The organism is Mesorhizobium sp. M1A.F.Ca.ET.072.01.1.1, assembly GCF_004023325.1.
GTDB lineage: Bacteria > Pseudomonadota > Alphaproteobacteria > Rhizobiales > Rhizobiaceae > Mesorhizobium.
Genome location: NZ_RZSF01000153.1, coordinates 1 through 15575, shown reverse-complemented (window position 1 = coordinate 15575; position 15575 = coordinate 1). Strand labels below are relative to the sequence as shown.

The following is a 15575-nucleotide window of genomic DNA, read 5'->3' as shown; positions in this document are numbered from 1 at the left end:
TCCCTATTTCGCGCTTGGCCAGTTCGACAGCACCAATCTCACCGCATCGTTTGCGCTGATGCCGCTGGCGCCGCTTTCCACCATCGCCGGCGCCTGGCTGGTGCGCCGCATGCGGCCGGAGGTGTTTTATCCGTTCACATACGCGACGGTGGCGGTGGTGGCGCTCAAGCTGCTCTGGGACGGTATTGCCGGCCTGATGTAACGGGCAGGGCGGCGCACCGGCCGCCCGCCACAGAAGGATCAAGCGGCGCTCGGCACCAGCTGGCGGCCGCCGCCAAGCGCAAGCGCTGCGCCGGACGCGATCACCAGCACCATGCCGGCGAGGATGCCGATGTCGTGAAGCGTAGGCTTCAGTACCATGTCGGCGATGATCACCAGCATCACCGCGTAGTCGAAACGCGCCCAGCGCATCATGCGCTGGCCGATGGCGAGAACCGCCGGCGTCACGCCTTCCTTGGCGACCATGGCGCCCATCCGCTCGCCGGTCGGCTTGAAAACGAGCATGCCGATCGAGAAGGTCGTGGCGTAGCCGACAAGGCCGATGATGATCCACAGGTCGGAAAAGCCGACCCAGAAGCCGCACATGATCAGGCCGAAAATCAGGGTGAGCATCGACATCGGCGCGAAGAAGCGGCCGCCGAGCTCGCCGCTCGCCCGCATCGCTTGCAGCTTGTCCTGGATGTTGCCGGCGCGCTCGGCGAGCACGCCGAGCAGGAACAGGACGAAGCCGCCGCCGACCCACAGGATGGCCGAGACGACGTGAAGGAATTTGACGATCGAATACCAGTCCATGGTGTGCTCCTGCATTTCTTGATCGGTGACGGCGTCGACTGCGCCAGCCATTGAGAGGAGCGGGCGTTTAGCGCGGAGCGTGTTTCGAAACGATGTCGCGGCGGCGGGACCGATGTTTCGGCGCCGCCATATGCATCCAGGGCTGGATGGCGCGGGAGGAAGCCGGGCCGTCCCGTTCCGGCACAGGAAAAGTCCGTTCGCTTGAAAATTCCGCGCGGCGTTAAGGCTTCATTAAGCTTTACAGGCGTTTACTAGGACCCATCCAGTTTGTCTGGATTCTTACCGAGTGGTTGGAGCCACTTTGTTTGACGCCTCCCTGTTAAACTCCTGAGAGCCGCCTTATCCGCGGCTCTTTTTTTGCCCGTTGGCCGCCGGCGGACAACGCGCCTCGGCGTTAACCGTTTGTTAAACATGCGCTTGCCTTCATGGGCATCGAAGCGCATTTTCAAGCCTCAGTCGTTTAAGGGTGCAGGACGTATCGGCAAGGATGCCGAATCGGCTTGCGGCAGTGCAGGGGCGTATCGATGAACGAGCCTTCGAAGGGCAGCGCGAAAACCATAAAGCTCGCGGAACGCCGGGTTTTCTCCCAATCCTTCAAGCCGCTTTACCAGGAGGGCATGGGCCTGGTCGAACAGGCGGCCGAATATCTTGACGGCAAGGGCAGGCTCGAAGCCAAGAAGCTGTCGCGCACGGCGGCGACGCTCTATGCGGCCGAATCGATGCGTCTTACCACGAGGCTGATGCAGGTCGCCTCCTGGCTGCTTTTGCAGCGCGCGGCCAATTCCGGCGAGATGACCCGCGACCAGGTCGCCTCGGAAAAATCCAAGGTGCGGCTCGATACCGCCTCCGCGCATGACGAGGCGCTGGGCTGGAGCGAATTGCCAAAGGACTTCCTGGAACTGGTGAGCCGGTCGCTGCGCCTGCAGGCGCTGGTGAAGCGCATGGACGAGGAGATCTACGGCGGCGCCATGAACGACACGCCGGCCGCCGGCCGCCGTGCCAACCCGGTCTCCGATCAGATCAGCCTGCTGAACACGGCCTTCGCCCGCGGCTAACAGGCTGCCCCACAATTCGCTCTGATCGCTATCTGGCGCCGTTTTCTGCGCTTCCGGTGCTCGTGTACTAAAGTCAGTTCCGCACCGGTTCTTGAAAACGCCGCCATACGGACTCATCGGACCGAATTCTGAAGCAGCCCATCCCGGCACAGGCCGTTTCTGGTTTGTTCACAATTCGCTGGCATCGCCCTGCGCCGCGGTTAGACTTGGCGCATGGGGGAAGCGATTCGCATCATCGGCATCGATCCGGGCCTGAGGCGCACCGGCTGGGGCATCGTCGAGAGCCTCGGCAATTCGCTGCGCTTCGTCGCCTCCGGCACCGTGCGTTCCGACGACAAGGCGCCGCTCGCAACGAGGCTCTGCCAATTGCATGATGGGCTCGCCGAGGTGCTGCACCAGGCCATGCCGCATGAGGCGGCGATCGAGCAGACCTTCGTCAACAAGGATGCCACAGCGACGCTGAAGCTCGGCCAGGCGCGCGGCATCGCCATGCTGGTGCCGGCGCGCGCCGGGCTGGCGGTCGCGGAATACGCGCCCAACGCGGTCAAGAAGGCGGTGATCGGCGTCGGCCACGGCGAGAAGAAGCAGATCCATATGATGGTGAAAGTGCTGATGCCGAAAGCGGTGTTCGAGACCGACGATGCCGCCGATGCCCTGGCCATCGCCGTATGTCATGCGCATCACCGTCAAAGCGTCGCCTACCGAATGGCGGCGCTGGCCGGGTAGCGTTCTTGACTTGTTCTCATTTGCGCAGTAAGTAATACCTTCGGAGTATTACCATGCGTGTGACCACCAAAGGGCAAGTCACGATCCCCAAACAAATAAGGGACCACTTGGGCATAGGCCCGGGTTCGGAGGTCCAGTTCGTGGCTACGGACGAGGGCGCCCGGCTTGTCGCCGTCAATGAAAACATTTCGGAGGAGGAAGCTGCCCGCAAATTCAAAGAGGTCCTCGGCAAGATGGAGGGGACGCTGGATTTGGGCGGCATGACGACGGACGAGTACATTGAGTGGTTGAGGGGACCACGTGAAAATCTCGACGTTGATTGACACAAACGTGCTCATTGACGTCTGGGGTCCGGCTGGGCCGCTGACGGAATGGTCTTCGTCCGCGATTATCTCCTGCCGACGCGATGGCGCGTTGGTCATCAACAGCATCGTCTGGTCCGAGCTTGCTCCCCTGGTTGCTTCCGAAGCAATGCTGAGGAAAGCAGCCGAGAGGCTTGAAATGGATCGCGAGTTTTTGCCCTGGGAAGCCGCATTCTTGGCTGGGGTGGCACATTCCCGTTATCGGCGGGCCGGCGGTGTTCGAGAGCGGACCTTGCCGGATTTTTTCATTGGCGCTCATGCCGCCGTTGCTGGTCACCGCCTATTGACGCGCGACGCTCCTCGCTATCGCAGCTATTTCCCCGACCTCGAAATCGTCTCTCCGGAAACGCATCCATGAAGGCCAGGACATGATCGGCAAGCTGAAGGGCACGCTGGATGAGATCGACGAGGATTCCTGCACCGTGGACGTGCACGGCGTCGGCTATGTCGCCCATTGCTCGGCTCGCACATTGGCATCGCTGCCGTCCCCCGGCGAGGCGGTGGTGCTGTTCATCGAGACCTATGTGCGCGAGGACATGATCCGGCTATACGGCTTTCAGACCCCGCTCGAGCGCGAGTGGTTCCGCCTTTTGATGAACAATGTGCAGGGCGTCGGCGCCAAGGTGGCGCTGGCCGTGCTGTCGACGCTGGCGCCGCCCGACCTCGCCAATGCGATCGCGTTGCGCGACATCGCCATGGTGTCGCGCGCACCGGGCGTCGGCAAGAAGGTGGCCGAGCGCATCGTCACCGAATTGCGCACCAAGGCGCCGGCCTATGCGGGCGCCGCCACCGGCACGATCGGCCTCAAGCAGGAGCTTGGCGAAGGCGTGGCGGCAGCACCCATCACCGACGCAGTCTCGGCGCTGGTCAATCTCGGCTATTCGCGCGACATCGCCGCCAATGCGGTGGCCGCGGCCGTAAAGTCGGCCGGCGAAGGGGCGGATGCCTCGAAACTGATCCGCTTCGGCCTGAAGGAACTGGCGCGGTGAGGTGGCGCTTGTCCCGGTCCTTGCCGTATGCAAGGAAGACCGCATGAGCCTTTCGCCCCGTCTCATTGCCCCCGACAAGCGCGGCGAGGATGCCGACCAGAGCTTGCGGCCGCAGTCGCTTGACGAGTTCGTCGGTCAGGCTGCGGCGCGTGCCAATCTCAAGGTCTTCGTCGATGCCGCCAAGAGCCGCGGCGAGGCGCTCGACCATGTTCTGTTCGTCGGCCCGCCGGGGCTCGGCAAGACGACGCTGGCGCAGATCATGGCGCGTGAGCTCGGCGTCAATTTCCGCTCGACGTCGGGGCCGGTCATTGCCAAAGCCGGCGACCTTGCGGCGCTGCTCACCAATCTCGAGGAGCGCGACGTGCTCTTCATCGACGAGATCCACCGGCTCAATCCGGCGGTGGAAGAAATCCTCTACCCGGCGATGGAGGATTTCCAGCTTGACCTCATCATCGGCGAGGGGCCGGCGGCGCGCTCGGTCAAAATCGATCTCGCCCGCTTCACGCTGGTTGCAGCGACAACCCGGCTCGGACTTTTGACGAATCCTCTGCGCGACCGTTTCGGCATCCCGGTCAGGCTCAATTTCTACACGGTTGAGGAGTTGGAGCAGATCGTACGCCGCGGCGCCCGCATCCTCTCGATGCCGCTCGGTGACGACGGCGCGCTGGAGATCGCGCGCCGCGCTCGCGGCACGCCGCGCATTGCCGGACGTCTGTTGCGCCGGGTGCGAGACTTCGCCTCCGTCGCCGGAAACGGCCATGTCGATAAACGCATTGCCGACGAGGCGCTGACCAGGCTGGAAGTCGACGGGCTCGGCCTCGACGCGCTCGACCGCCGGTATCTCTCTATGATCGCCCGCAACTTCGGCGGCGGACCCGTCGGCATCGAGACGATCGCGGCTGGGCTGTCGGAACCGCGCGACGCCATCGAGGACATCATCGAACCCTACCTGATCCAGCAGGGCTTCATCCAGCGCACGCCGCGCGGCCGCGTGCTGACCGCCAATGCCTGGCGGCATCTCGGCCTTGAAGCACCGAAAGACCTCGTGCAGCAGCAGATCAGCCTGTTCCAGGAAGAGTAACGGACATTTGTTCGTCGGACGCGCCTTGAAGGGCTTCCTGCGCGAAATCTCCCCAGCTCCGCCAAGCTGAAGGCACAATTGCAGCCTCTAAGGCAGCTTGACGCATTTCCGGGGGTCGGGGCTGACCGATGATCACCAGACGTGGCTTTCTGCGCCTCATCGGCGGATCGTTCCTGTCCATGGTGTCGTTGAGCGCCTATGCGGTCGGCATCGAGCCGATGCTGCTCGCTCATGTGAAACGCTATTCGCTGACGCCGCCGCACTGGCCCGCGGGCCTCAAGCTGCGCGTCGCAGCACTGGCCGACATTCATGCCTGCCATCCCTGGATGACGTCGGAGCGGATCGCTTCGCTCGTCGAACGGACGAATGCCCTGCAGCCAGACCTGATCGTGCTGCTCGGCGACTATGTCGATGGAATGCGGCTGGTCACGGCCGAAGTGTCTGCACCGGAGTGGGCCGCCGCTTTGTCAGGGCTGAAGGCGCCGCTCGGCGTGCTCTCGATCCTCGGCAATCACGACTGGTGGCACGATCATGCGGCGCAACTGGCCAAGGCCGGGCCGACGGCCGCGCGCAGGGCACTGGAGAGCGTCGGCATCCCGGTGCTGGAAAACGACGTGGTGCGGCTGGAGAAGGACGGGCATGGCTTCTGGATCGCCGGACTTGCGGACCAGCTGGCAATCCGGCCGAGCAAAGCCCTGGGCCGCCATGGCTTCAAGGGCCTGGACGACCTCGGCGGGACGCTTGCCAAGGTGCAAGGCGCCGAGCCGATCATCCTGCTCGCGCATGAGCCGGACATCTTTCCGAAAGTGCCCTGGCGGGTTTCGCTGACGCTTTCGGGCCACACCCATGGCGGGCAGGTGCGGCTGTTCGGCTATTCGCCGGTCGTGCCGTCCGACTTCGGCAACCGCTACGCTTATGGCCATGTCGTCGAGAACGATCGTAACCTGATCGTTTCCGGCGGGCTCGGCTTCAGCATCATGCCGGTCCGGTTCGGCATGCCACCAGAGATCCTGCAGATCGACCTCGGGTAGCTCCGGTATTTTCACGCGGACGGAAAACCGCGCAGGCGCCAAGCGCCAGAACCCCCGCCATCAAGGCTTGATCATCGCGCCCAACAGTGCCATCCGGTTCTCGCGCCAAACACCTGCCTGTTCGGGCCTGAAAAGGAAAGCGCGATGGACGATCATGGTGAATCCGCAGCGCTCAGCGCCGGGCTTTCGGGGACGCTGACGCAATCCGGCCATCGCCTGATGGCCCGCGTCTACTATGCCGACACCGATTTCTCCGGCGTCGTCTACCATGCGCGCTATCTCGAATTCTTCGAACGCGGGCGCTCGGACTATCTCAGGCTCGCCGGCGTCCATCACACCGAGCTTGCCGATGGCAAGCATGGCGAGCGCATCGTCTGGGTGGTCCGGCGCATGGAAATCGAGTTCCGTTCGCCGGCCCGCATGGACGACATCCTCACCATCGACACGCGCACCGAGGACATTTCGGGTGCCCGCATCTTCATGGCGCAGCAGTTGAAGCGCGGCGGCGAGGTGCTGGTCGAGGCGAAGGTCGAGGCGGCGATCATCGGCGAGAACGGCCGGCCGCGCCGATTTCCGAAGGAATGGATCGCGGCCTTTATGCCGAAGGCGAGCGACTGATCACCGTGAACCGGCTTCGGCCTAATGCATGTCGCGCAGAAGTTTGCCCGGTTCTGGACAACGACATGCATCAAGCAAGGCCTTAAAGAGCGGCGCCTGAATCCGATTGAGCGCGACCCCGCTTAGGGCACTGACCAGCCGCGTCTAGGCGTGGCGCCGGCCGGGTGGGCGCGGCAATGCGCCACGCTTCATATCCTAACCCATCCTTAACCATAACGGTTCATGAAGGAATTGGTGAAGATTGGCGCAATTCGTGTGCCTTCCTTTGACCAAGATTTGCCCCGAAAACGCCGCGAAACGGTGCATTCGGGGCTTGTCCCGCGGGCTTCAGGCTTCGCGCGATCGGACCAAAGGGATGCCATGGGCCAGCCGCCAGCGATGCCCGGAAAAATCTTAAGGACGTAGTCATGGAAAACATCGCACTCGCCGACCCGGGCGCGCATTTGTCGATATGGGCCTTGTTCATGCAGGCCGGCTGGGTGGTCAAATTGGTCATGATCGGGTTGCTGTGCGCCTCGATCTGGACCTGGGCGATCATCATCGACAAGCTTGTCGCCTATAGCCGCATGCGGATGGCGCTCAATCGCTTCGAGCAGGTGTTCTGGTCGGGACAGTCGCTCGAGGAGCTCTACCGCACGCTCGCCGACCGCAAGACCACCGGCATGGGCGCGATCTTCGTTGCCGCCATGCGCGAATGGAAGAAGAGCTTCGAGAAGGGCGCCAAATCGGCGCTGGCATTGCAGACCCGCATCGACAAGGCGATGGATCTCGCGCTGACCCGCGAGATGGAAAGGCTGGAGGGTCGGCTCGGCTTCCTTGCCACCACGGGTTCGGCCGCGCCCTTCATCGGCTTGTTCGGCACCGTAATCGGCATCATGACCTCCTTCCAGGCGATCGCCGCCTCGAAGAACACCAGCCTGTCGGTCGTGGCGCCCGGCATCGCGGAAGCGCTGCTGGCGACGGCCATCGGCCTGCTCGCGGCCATTCCGGCCGTAATCGCCTACAACAAGCTGTCATCGGATGCGAACAAGCTCGCCGTGCGCATGGAAGGGTTTGCGGATGAGTTCTCCGCCATACTCTCGCGCCAAATCGATGAAAAAGTCGCGCAGAAGGCCTGAGGTACGATCATGGGTATGTCTGCTGCTAGCGCAGGTGGCATAGGGCGAGGCGGACGCGGCCACCGGCGGCGCGGTCGTCATCATGCCCTGATGTCGGAAATCAACGTCACGCCGATGGTCGACGTGATGCTGGTGCTGCTGATCATCTTCATGGTCGCGGCGCCGCTGCTCACCGTCGGTGTGCCGATCGACCTGCCGGAGACGAAAGCCAAGGCGATGAACGCCGACACGCAGCCGATCCAAATCTCGATCGGCCCTTCCGGCGAGATTCACCTGCAGGAAACCGAAATCCCTCAGGAAGAGCTGGTCGCCAAGCTGCAGGCGATTTCCAAGACCGGCTATGACGAGCGCATCTACATCCGCGGCGACAAAGCGACCAGTTACGGCACCGCGCTGAAGGTGATGGGCCTCATCCAGAACGCCGGCTACAAGAACATCGGCCTGATCTCGCTGCAGGAACAGGACCAGTAGACGCCAAATGCGGACGGGCCTCACCTCCTCGGTGATCTTGCATGCGGTGGCGCTGGCCTTCGGGCTGTTCACGCTCTCCTCGCCGCCCGCCATGCCGGCTTCCGACGTGGAGTCCGTCGCGGTCGACATCGTGCCGATGGAAGCGATCGCGCAGACCCTGCAGGGCGACAAGAAAGCGGTCATGCATGACAAGCCGGCGCCGCTGCCGACCAAGCGCCCGGATATCGTCCCCGACGCGCAGAAGGTCGGCGAGAACAGCGTCGACACCGACAAGCCGGTAACCGACGAGGCCAAGCCGAAGCCGGTCGAGAAGACATCCGCGCCGCCCCCGGCGCCGACGCCGACCGAGAAGCCGGCGGTCGAGGACGTGCCGAAGCCGCAGGAAAAGCCGAAGCCGACCCCGGCGACCGAAGTCGCGCCGACGCCGACACCTAAGGAAGAGGTCAAGCCCGAGCCGGTCAAGCAGACGGAGCCGAAGCCGACACCCGCCAAGGAGCCGACGCCAGCGACGCCGAAGGACACGACCGCCGCCATCCAGAAGGAAGAGGTCAAGCCGGACGCCGTCGCCGAGGCGATCGCCAAGGAGCAGCCGACCGAGGAGGCACAGCTTCCGGACTCGGCGCCCGCCCCTGCAGCGCGGCCGAAGCCGCAGCCCGCTCCCGCCGAGAGCGCCAAGGCGCCGGAACGCAAGGACGCTGAAAAGCCGGTGAAGGAAGCTTCCTCGAAGCCGAAGTCGGATGAAAAGCAGTTCAACGCCGACGAGATTTCAGCACTTCTGGACAAGCAGAAGCCGTCGGGTGGCGGCGCCAAGCGCTCCACGCAGCAGTCGTCGCTCGGCGGCGAGAAGGATCAGGGCCAGAAGCTGTCCAAATCCGAGCAAGGCGCGCTCGAAGCTCAGCTCGGCGGCTGCTGGACCTTGCCGGTTGGACTGGAAGGTTCGGAGAACTTCGTCGTCGTGGTCCGGTTCAATCTCGATACCAACGGCAAGCTCGACGGCCGCCCGTCGGTCGAGCAGTCGAGCGGCAACCGGCAGTTCGACGAAAGCGCAGTGCGCGCGGTTCAAAAATGCGACGTGGCCGGCCTGCAGGTTCCCGCCGGCAAGCAGGACATTTGGAACGACATCCGGGTCACCTTCGACCCAAGGGAGATGCTTGGCCTATAGGCCTTGCGTCCGAACCATCAAAGAAGAGAAGCGAGAAGACATGAGATCTTTCCTCAAGCCGCTCCTGACGATTGCAGCCATGGCGCTGGGCATGACGACCGCCGCCACCTTGCCGGCCTGGGCGCTCGTCGAGCTCAACGTCAACAAGGGCAATGTCGAGCCGCTGCCGATCGCCATCACTGACTTCCAGTCCAATGGTGAGCTCGGCGCGCAGATCACGGAGATCGTCACGGCCGACCTCAAGCGCTCCGGCCTGTTCGCGCCGATCGACAAGAGCGCTTTCATCGAGAAGATCTCCGGCCCGGACGCCACGCCGCGCTTCGACGACTGGAAGGTGATCAATGCGCAGGCGCTGGTCACCGGCAGCGTCGGCAAGGAAGCCGACGGGCGCATCCGCGCCCAGTACCGGCTATGGGACACCTTTGCCGGCCAGCAGATGGCCGGGGAGCAGTTCTTCGCCAATGACGCCAATACCAGGCGCGTCGCCCATATCATCGCCGATGCGATCTACGAGCGGCTGACCGGCGAGAAGGGTTACTTCGATACGCGCGTCGTCTTCGTCGACGAATCCGGCGCCAAGAACGCGCGCAAGAAGCGTCTTGCCATCATGGACCAGGACGGCGCCAACGTCCGCTACCTGTCGGACGGCCGTTCGATCGTGCTGACGCCGCGCTTCTCGCCGAACCGGCAGGAAATCACCTACATGTCCTATGAGAGCGGACAGCCGAAGGTGTATCTGCTGCAGATCGAGACCGGACAGCGCGAGCTGGTCGGCAATTTCCCCGGCATGACGTTCGCGCCGCGCTTTTCGCCCGATGGCCAGAAGGTGATCATGAGCCTGCTGCGCGATGACGGCAACTCCAACATCTTCGCCATGGATCTGAGAAGCCGTTCGACCACGCGGCTCACCGACTCGACCGCCATCGACACCTCGCCCTCCTATTCGCCCGACGGCTCGCAGATCGTCTTCACCTCCGACCGCGGCGGCGGCAGCGGCCGCTCGCAGATCTACGTCATGGGTGCGGACGGCTCCAACCCGCACCGCATCTCGTTCGGCGACGGCGTCTATTCCACGCCGGTGTGGTCGCCGCGCGGCGACCTCATCGCCTTCACCAAGCAGTCGGGCGGCGAGTTCCAGATCGGCGTCATGAAGACCGACGGTTCGGGCGAGCGCATCCTGTCCTCCGGCTTCCAGCAGGAGGGGCCGACCTGGGCGCCGAACGGTCGCGTGCTGATGTTCTTCCGCGACTCCGCCGGCGGGCCGAAACTGGTCACGGTCGATCTTACCGGCCGCAACGAGCAGCAGATCCCGACCTCGAACTTCGCCTCGGATCCGGCCTGGTCGCCGCTGCTGGAGTAGGCAGAGGAACGGAAGAATTTAAGAACGGGGAACTGAAGAACTGAGGAAAATGGAGGACCCGGGGCGCTTGTAAATCTCAGAGAGAAGCTGGCCTAATTTCTTCCTTCAATTCCTCAGTTCTTCAGTTCCTCAATTCCCCCTTTTTTCATGTTTTGGCCGCATTTCCGCCTACGGTCGCCGCGCATTGTGAGCCTAGCTAAATCGGCCGAGGACGGCGGCTCGAAACGAAAAATTAACCGTGTTTCTTGAATGCCGGTTAACCCAAACGTGGTTACTGGGTGATCAACGAAATCACTCGAATGCGAAGGAGAGGCGGCATGGGCCGTATCGCAGCACTTACCAGAAATCCGGCGATGATCGCGCTGGTGGCGGCTCTGGCCATCACCGGCTGCGCCTCGAAGAAGACCCCGAACAGCGCCGCCGATCTCGGCCTCAACGGCGCCGGCTCTGCCACGCCCGGCTCGGCGCAGGACTTCACCGTCAACATCGGCGACCGCATCTTCTTCGACACCGACTCCTCGTCGATCCGCGCCGACGCGCAGACGACGCTGTCGCGCCAGGCGCAGTGGCTCAACCAGTACAGGCAGTATGCCATCGTCATCGAAGGCCATGCCGACGAGCGCGGCACGCGCGAGTACAATCTGGCGCTGGGCGCCCGCCGCGCCGCTGCCACCCGCGACTTCCTGGTTTCGAAGGGCGTCGCGGCCAACCGTCTGAAGACGATCTCCTACGGCAAGGAACGCCCGGTCGCCGTCTGCGACGACATTTCGTGCTGGTCGCAGAACCGCCGCGCCGTCACCACGCTCTCGGGCGCCGGTTCCTGACGCGCCGCGCCGGAAATCGATATCGATTTTCGGAAACGCTCATAAGCGCCACAGCGTCCTTGGCGCGTCTGACGACGCGCGGCGCTGTGGGCGGCAAAAATACAACATCGCTGAACGAAAGGCGGCCTCCGAGCCGCCTTTTTCATATGCGACAGCTTGAAACAAAATTTGGCCGAAGTCTCGCGTCCTGCTAAGAGCGCGAGGGCGCTTTATCCCCCTCCGATTTGGAAAGGCGCATCGGGCCAACAGATTTTCACGGCGAGAGATATAATGCATTTCAGAACGGTCCTGAGCGGCACGCTTGCGCTGCTGCTCCTATCAAGCATCGCAGGCATCGCCGCACCGGCGGACAGCGGGCAATCCTCGGACAGCGGCTTCACTTTCCATCTGCCGACGCTGGGCATTTTCGGCGACAAGAAGAAGACCGAGCAGGCGCAAGTCGCCCAGCAGGACGGCGCCGGCATGACCGGTCTGGAGGATCAGATCCGCCAGATGAACGGCAAGCTTGAGGAGCTCAATTTCCAGATCCTGCAAATGCAGGAGCAGATGCGCAAGCAGCAGGAGGACAACGAGTTCCGCTTCCAGCAGCTCGAAGGCGGCTCGCAGGGCGCGAAGCCAACGGGCCAGAAGAAGTCGGAGACCGCGCCGCAGGACGGCAGCAGCGGCAACACGAATATGGGCGATGCTGGCGCCGGCGACAGCGGCACCGACACCAACGTCGCAACGGCTCCGGCGACGCAAGCTGCGCCCGGCACGGCTCCGCAGGACGGCGGCGGCAAGAGCGTCGGCGACGTCATCGTCGAGTCTCAGACCGGCGACCCGGGCAAGTTGATCACCGGCGCGCCGCCGAAGACCTTCGGCACCATTACCGTCGACAAGAACGGCAATGTCGTCAATGCCGACCCCGCCCCGCAGGCGGGCTCGCAGACGGAAGCTCCCGCGGCTACGGCAAACGCGCCTGCCGCCGAGACCGGCGGCAAGCCTGGCAAAAGCAAGTCCGGCGGCACGGTCATGGCCTCGCTGCCCTCGACCAACAATCCGGACGAGCTCTACCGCAACTCCTACCAGTTCATCCTGTCGGGCGACTATCCCACCGCCGAGCAGGGTTTCCGCGACCATATCTCGCGCTTCCCCAAGGACGCCAAGGCGGCGGACGCGCATTACTGGCTGGGCGAATCCCTGCTTGGCCAGCAGAAATATCGCGACGCGGCGGAGGTTTTCCTGGCCGCCAGCAAGGATTATCCGAAGGCCAAGAAGGCGCCCGACATGCTGCTCAAGCTCGGCGTATCGCTGGTCGGCCTCAAGCAGAACGACGTGGCCTGCGCCACTTTCAACGAGATCGGCAAGCGCTACCCGGATGTTTCCGGCACGCTGAAGGAACGCATCAAGCAGGAAAAGGCGCTGGCCTCGTGCTAGCTTGCGTGTCGTTGTCCCAGAATCGGGACCGCTTTTGGACGACGCGCAGTGATGTTCGATACCGAGACTGACCTTTCGGATCGCCTTTTCCAAGACTTCGACTTCTCCCACGGCGCCGTTGCGGCCGTGTCCGGCGGCAGCGACTCGACCGCCCTTCTCCATCTGCTCAAGCACCACCTCGACCGTACCCTGCCCGCGGCAAGGCTGCTTGCGGTGACGATCGATCATGACCTCAGACCAAGCTCGGCAGCCGAAGCGCAAGCTGTCGCCCGGCTTTGCGCCGAGCACGGCATCGCGCATCGCACGCTCGTCTGGTCCGGCCGCAAGCCATCGACCGGCTTGCCGGCCGCCGCGCGCGAGGCGCGCTACCGGCTGCTGGCCGAGGCAGCCGAAGGGGAAGGCATCCGCACGGTGGTGACCGGACATACCGCCGACGACCAGGCCGAGACCGTGCTGATGCGGCAAGTTCGTGAAGAGGAGGCCCGCGACGAGGATCCACGCGACGGCCGCGGGCTCGCCGGCATGGCGCCCGCCACGCTCTACGATTGGCGGGTCTGGATCGCCCGCCCGCTGCTCGCCACGCGCCGCGCGGCATTGCGGGAGATGCTGAAGCGTCGCGGCATCGGCTGGACCGAGGATCCGACCAATGTCGACCGGCGCTTCGAGCGGCCGCGCCTGCGCATCTGGCTTGCAGGCAGAGACGGCGAGGCGCGTTTCAAGGAAGCAATCGCGAAGGCCGGACAGGCAGCCGCCGAGCGCGAGAACCTCGGCCAGCGTGCGGCGGCGCTGATCGGCGCCTTCGCTAGCCAGCCGGCTCCGGGGCTCATCCGCCTCGATCGCGATTTCGCCAGTGGTGAGGATAGCGAAGCCGCCGTCTATGCATTTCGCATCCTGCTCGCCACGGTCGGCGGCGTCACGTTCCTTGTCGACGAGGCGCGTTGCCGGGCGCTGTTCGAGCATCTGCGGTCGGGGACGCTTTGCGCCACATTGTCGCGGACGGTGGTCGACGCGCGCCGCACCGGCGGCATCTTCCTCCACCGCGAGGCCCGCAATCTGCCCGCGGTTCCGGCTGCTGAGCAGGCCTTGTGGGACGGTCGGCGGAGGATCACATTGAGCGACAGGCCGAGCGGGTTGGTGATCGCGCCAGCAGGTCCCGGCGCCGCCAAGCGATTTACCCCGGAAGGCGACGTTCCGGCGAGCTTGCTGCGCAAGGCGCTGGCCGCCGAGCCCGCGCTGTGGCGCGGCGGCGAACGCCTTGATTTGGCTGGCGATGATGCCGCGCCGCCGGCGACGGCGATCGTTCCTGCGGTGTCGCCCTTCACCCGCTTCCTGCCGTCCTTCGATCTCCGGCCCGCTGCCGCCGTCGCCGCGCTGATCGGCGCGCCGCCGCTGCCGCCCTCGCCTTTTGGCGGCCATGATCGCGGCGGAGCATGGGCGAAAGCTTAACCGAGGCATGCTGTTCTGCTTGGCAAGGGGAGACGCTCTCCCTATGTTAGGCCCAAGCCTCCAATCACCATCGTGGGTCCGCGCGCGGACGCCAACAGGACAATAGATGAATCCGAATTATCGCAACCTCGCGCTCTGGGCGATCATAGCGGTCCTGCTCATCGCCTTGTTCAATCTTTTCCAGACGCCGCAGACGCGCGGCGCTTCGAGCGAGATTGCCTATTCGCAGTTCCTGCAGGATGTCTCTTCCGGCCGGGTCAAGAGCGTGACGATCGCCGGCGCCCGTATCTCGGGCAACTACACGGACAACGCCAACGGCTTCCAGACCTATTCGCCGGGCGATCCGTCGCTGGTCTCCAGGCTGCAGGACAAGAACGTCACCATCAACGCGCGGCCTGAAAGCGACGGTTCGAACTCGCTGTTCGGCTATCTGATCTCGTGGCTGCCGATGATCCTGATCCTCGGCGTGTGGATATTCTTCATGCGCCAGATGCAGTCCGGCTCCGGCCGCGCCATGGGCTTCGGCAAGTCGAAGGCGAAGTTGCTCACCGAGGCGCATGGCCGCGTCACCTTCCAGGACGTCGCCGGCGTCGACGAGGCCAAGGAGGACCTGGAGGAGATCGTCGAGTTCCTGCGCGATCCGCAGAAGTTCCAGCGGCTCGGCGGCAAGATCCCGCGCGGCGTGCTGCTGGTCGGCCCTCCCGGAACCGGCAAGACGCTGCTCGCCCGCTCCGTCGCAGGCGAGGCCAATGTGCCGTTCTTCACCATCTCCGGCTCGGATTTCGTCGAGATGTTCGTCGGCGTCGGCGCAAGCCGGGTGCGTGACATGTTCGACCAGGCCAAGAAGAACGCCCCCTGCATCATCTTCATCGACGAAATCGACGCCGTCGGCCGCCATCGCGGCGCCGGCCTCGGCGGCGGCAATGACGAGCGCGAGCAGACGCTGAACCAGCTGCTGGTCGAGATGGACGGCTTCGAGTCCAACGAAAGCATCATCCTGATCGCCGCCACCAACCGGCCCGACGTGCTCGACCCGGCGCTGCTCAGGCCGGGCCGCTTCGACCGCCAGGTGGTGGTGCCGAACCCCGACATCGTCGGCCGCGAGAAGATCCTCAAGGTGCATG

17 protein-coding genes and 1 pseudogene are annotated in these 15575 nt (G+C 64.2%); 17 read left to right on the top strand and 1 reads right to left on the bottom strand.

All coding sequences use genetic code 11. The annotated features are described in order from the left end of the window. A pseudogene (locus EOA32_RS20580) lies at window positions 1–202 on the top strand (sulfite exporter TauE/SafE family protein); the annotation flags it as partial. Window positions 203–240: 38 nt separating this feature from the next. On the opposite strand, the gene EOA32_RS20575 reads toward EOA32_RS20580, so the two are convergent. Further along, window positions 241–792, bottom strand: a complete 552-nt coding sequence (locus EOA32_RS20575) for a DUF2269 family protein (RefSeq protein ID WP_095799969.1) — start codon at window positions 790–792, stop codon at window positions 241–243. A 524-nt stretch (window positions 793–1316) separates the two neighbouring features. Between EOA32_RS20575 and EOA32_RS20570 the strand changes: the two genes are divergently transcribed. The 16 genes from EOA32_RS20570 to EOA32_RS20495 all read left to right on the top strand — a co-directional run. After that, a complete protein-coding gene (locus EOA32_RS20570; RefSeq protein ID WP_095830980.1) occupies window positions 1317–1847 on the top strand; it encodes a DUF1465 family protein in 531 nt (176 codons plus the stop codon). Between the two features lie 213 nt (window positions 1848–2060). After that, window positions 2061–2573, top strand: a complete 513-nt coding sequence (gene ruvC / locus EOA32_RS20565; RefSeq protein ID WP_095778093.1) for a crossover junction endodeoxyribonuclease RuvC — start codon at window positions 2061–2063, stop codon at window positions 2571–2573. A gap of 53 nt (window positions 2574–2626) precedes the next feature. Then, a complete protein-coding gene (locus tag EOA32_RS20560; RefSeq protein WP_128372712.1) occupies window positions 2627–2896 on the top strand; it encodes an AbrB/MazE/SpoVT family DNA-binding domain-containing protein in 270 nt (89 codons plus the stop codon). After that, on the top strand, window positions 2874–3293 hold the full coding sequence (locus EOA32_RS20555) for a type II toxin-antitoxin system VapC family toxin (protein WP_082980671.1): 420 nt from the start codon (window positions 2874–2876) through the stop codon (window positions 3291–3293). The genes EOA32_RS20560 and EOA32_RS20555 overlap by 23 nt, the downstream gene beginning before the upstream one ends. Before the next feature lie 10 nt (window positions 3294–3303). Then, entirely contained in the window at window positions 3304–3924 is a 621-nt protein-coding gene (ruvA, locus tag EOA32_RS20550) for a Holliday junction branch migration protein RuvA (RefSeq protein ID WP_128372711.1), read from the top strand. Window positions 3925–3967: 43 nt separating this feature from the next. Then, the gene (ruvB, locus tag EOA32_RS20545) at window positions 3968–5005 is read left to right on the top strand and encodes a Holliday junction branch migration DNA helicase RuvB (protein ID WP_128372710.1); all 1038 of its coding nucleotides are present in this window, start codon (window positions 3968–3970) and stop codon (window positions 5003–5005) included. 128 nt (window positions 5006–5133) lie between these two features. Beyond that, window positions 5134–6036: a metallophosphoesterase gene (locus EOA32_RS20540; protein WP_128372709.1), complete on the top strand. Its 903-nt coding sequence runs from the start codon at window positions 5134–5136 to the stop codon at window positions 6034–6036. 144 nt (window positions 6037–6180) lie between these two features. Continuing rightward, a complete protein-coding gene (ybgC, locus tag EOA32_RS20535) occupies window positions 6181–6654 on the top strand; it encodes a tol-pal system-associated acyl-CoA thioesterase (protein ID WP_095778097.1) in 474 nt (157 codons plus the stop codon). A gap of 407 nt (window positions 6655–7061) precedes the next feature. Then, window positions 7062–7772 carry a protein TolQ gene (gene tolQ, locus EOA32_RS20530; RefSeq protein ID WP_067001789.1) on the top strand — a complete coding sequence of 237 codons (711 nt, stop codon included), beginning with the start codon at window positions 7062–7064 and terminating at the stop codon, window positions 7770–7772. Between the two features lie 9 nt (window positions 7773–7781). Then, window positions 7782–8243 (top strand): protein TolR, encoded by a 462-nt coding sequence (tolR, locus tag EOA32_RS20525; protein ID WP_067001793.1) that lies wholly within the window; start codon window positions 7782–7784, stop codon window positions 8241–8243. Between the two features lie 7 nt (window positions 8244–8250). Further along, window positions 8251–9405 (top strand): cell envelope integrity protein TolA, encoded by a 1155-nt coding sequence (locus EOA32_RS20520; RefSeq protein ID WP_128372708.1) that lies wholly within the window; start codon window positions 8251–8253, stop codon window positions 9403–9405. 79 nt (window positions 9406–9484) lie between these two features. Further along, entirely contained in the window at window positions 9485–10765 is a 1281-nt protein-coding gene (gene tolB / locus EOA32_RS20515; protein ID WP_245299761.1) for a Tol-Pal system beta propeller repeat protein TolB, read from the top strand. A 317-nt stretch (window positions 10766–11082) separates the two neighbouring features. Next, window positions 11083–11589 (top strand): peptidoglycan-associated lipoprotein Pal, encoded by a 507-nt coding sequence (gene pal / locus EOA32_RS20510; RefSeq protein ID WP_067001802.1) that lies wholly within the window; start codon window positions 11083–11085, stop codon window positions 11587–11589. A gap of 270 nt (window positions 11590–11859) precedes the next feature. Next, window positions 11860–13005 (top strand): tol-pal system protein YbgF, encoded by a 1146-nt coding sequence (gene ybgF / locus EOA32_RS20505; RefSeq protein WP_128372707.1) that lies wholly within the window; start codon window positions 11860–11862, stop codon window positions 13003–13005. Between the two features lie 51 nt (window positions 13006–13056). Beyond that, on the top strand, window positions 13057–14451 hold the full coding sequence (gene tilS, locus EOA32_RS20500) for a tRNA lysidine(34) synthetase TilS (RefSeq protein ID WP_128372706.1): 1395 nt from the start codon (window positions 13057–13059) through the stop codon (window positions 14449–14451). A gap of 106 nt (window positions 14452–14557) precedes the next feature. Next, on the top strand, window positions 14558–15575 hold a 1018-nt coding region (locus EOA32_RS20495; RefSeq protein ID WP_145971326.1), incomplete at its 3' end, for an ATP-dependent metallopeptidase FtsH/Yme1/Tma family protein.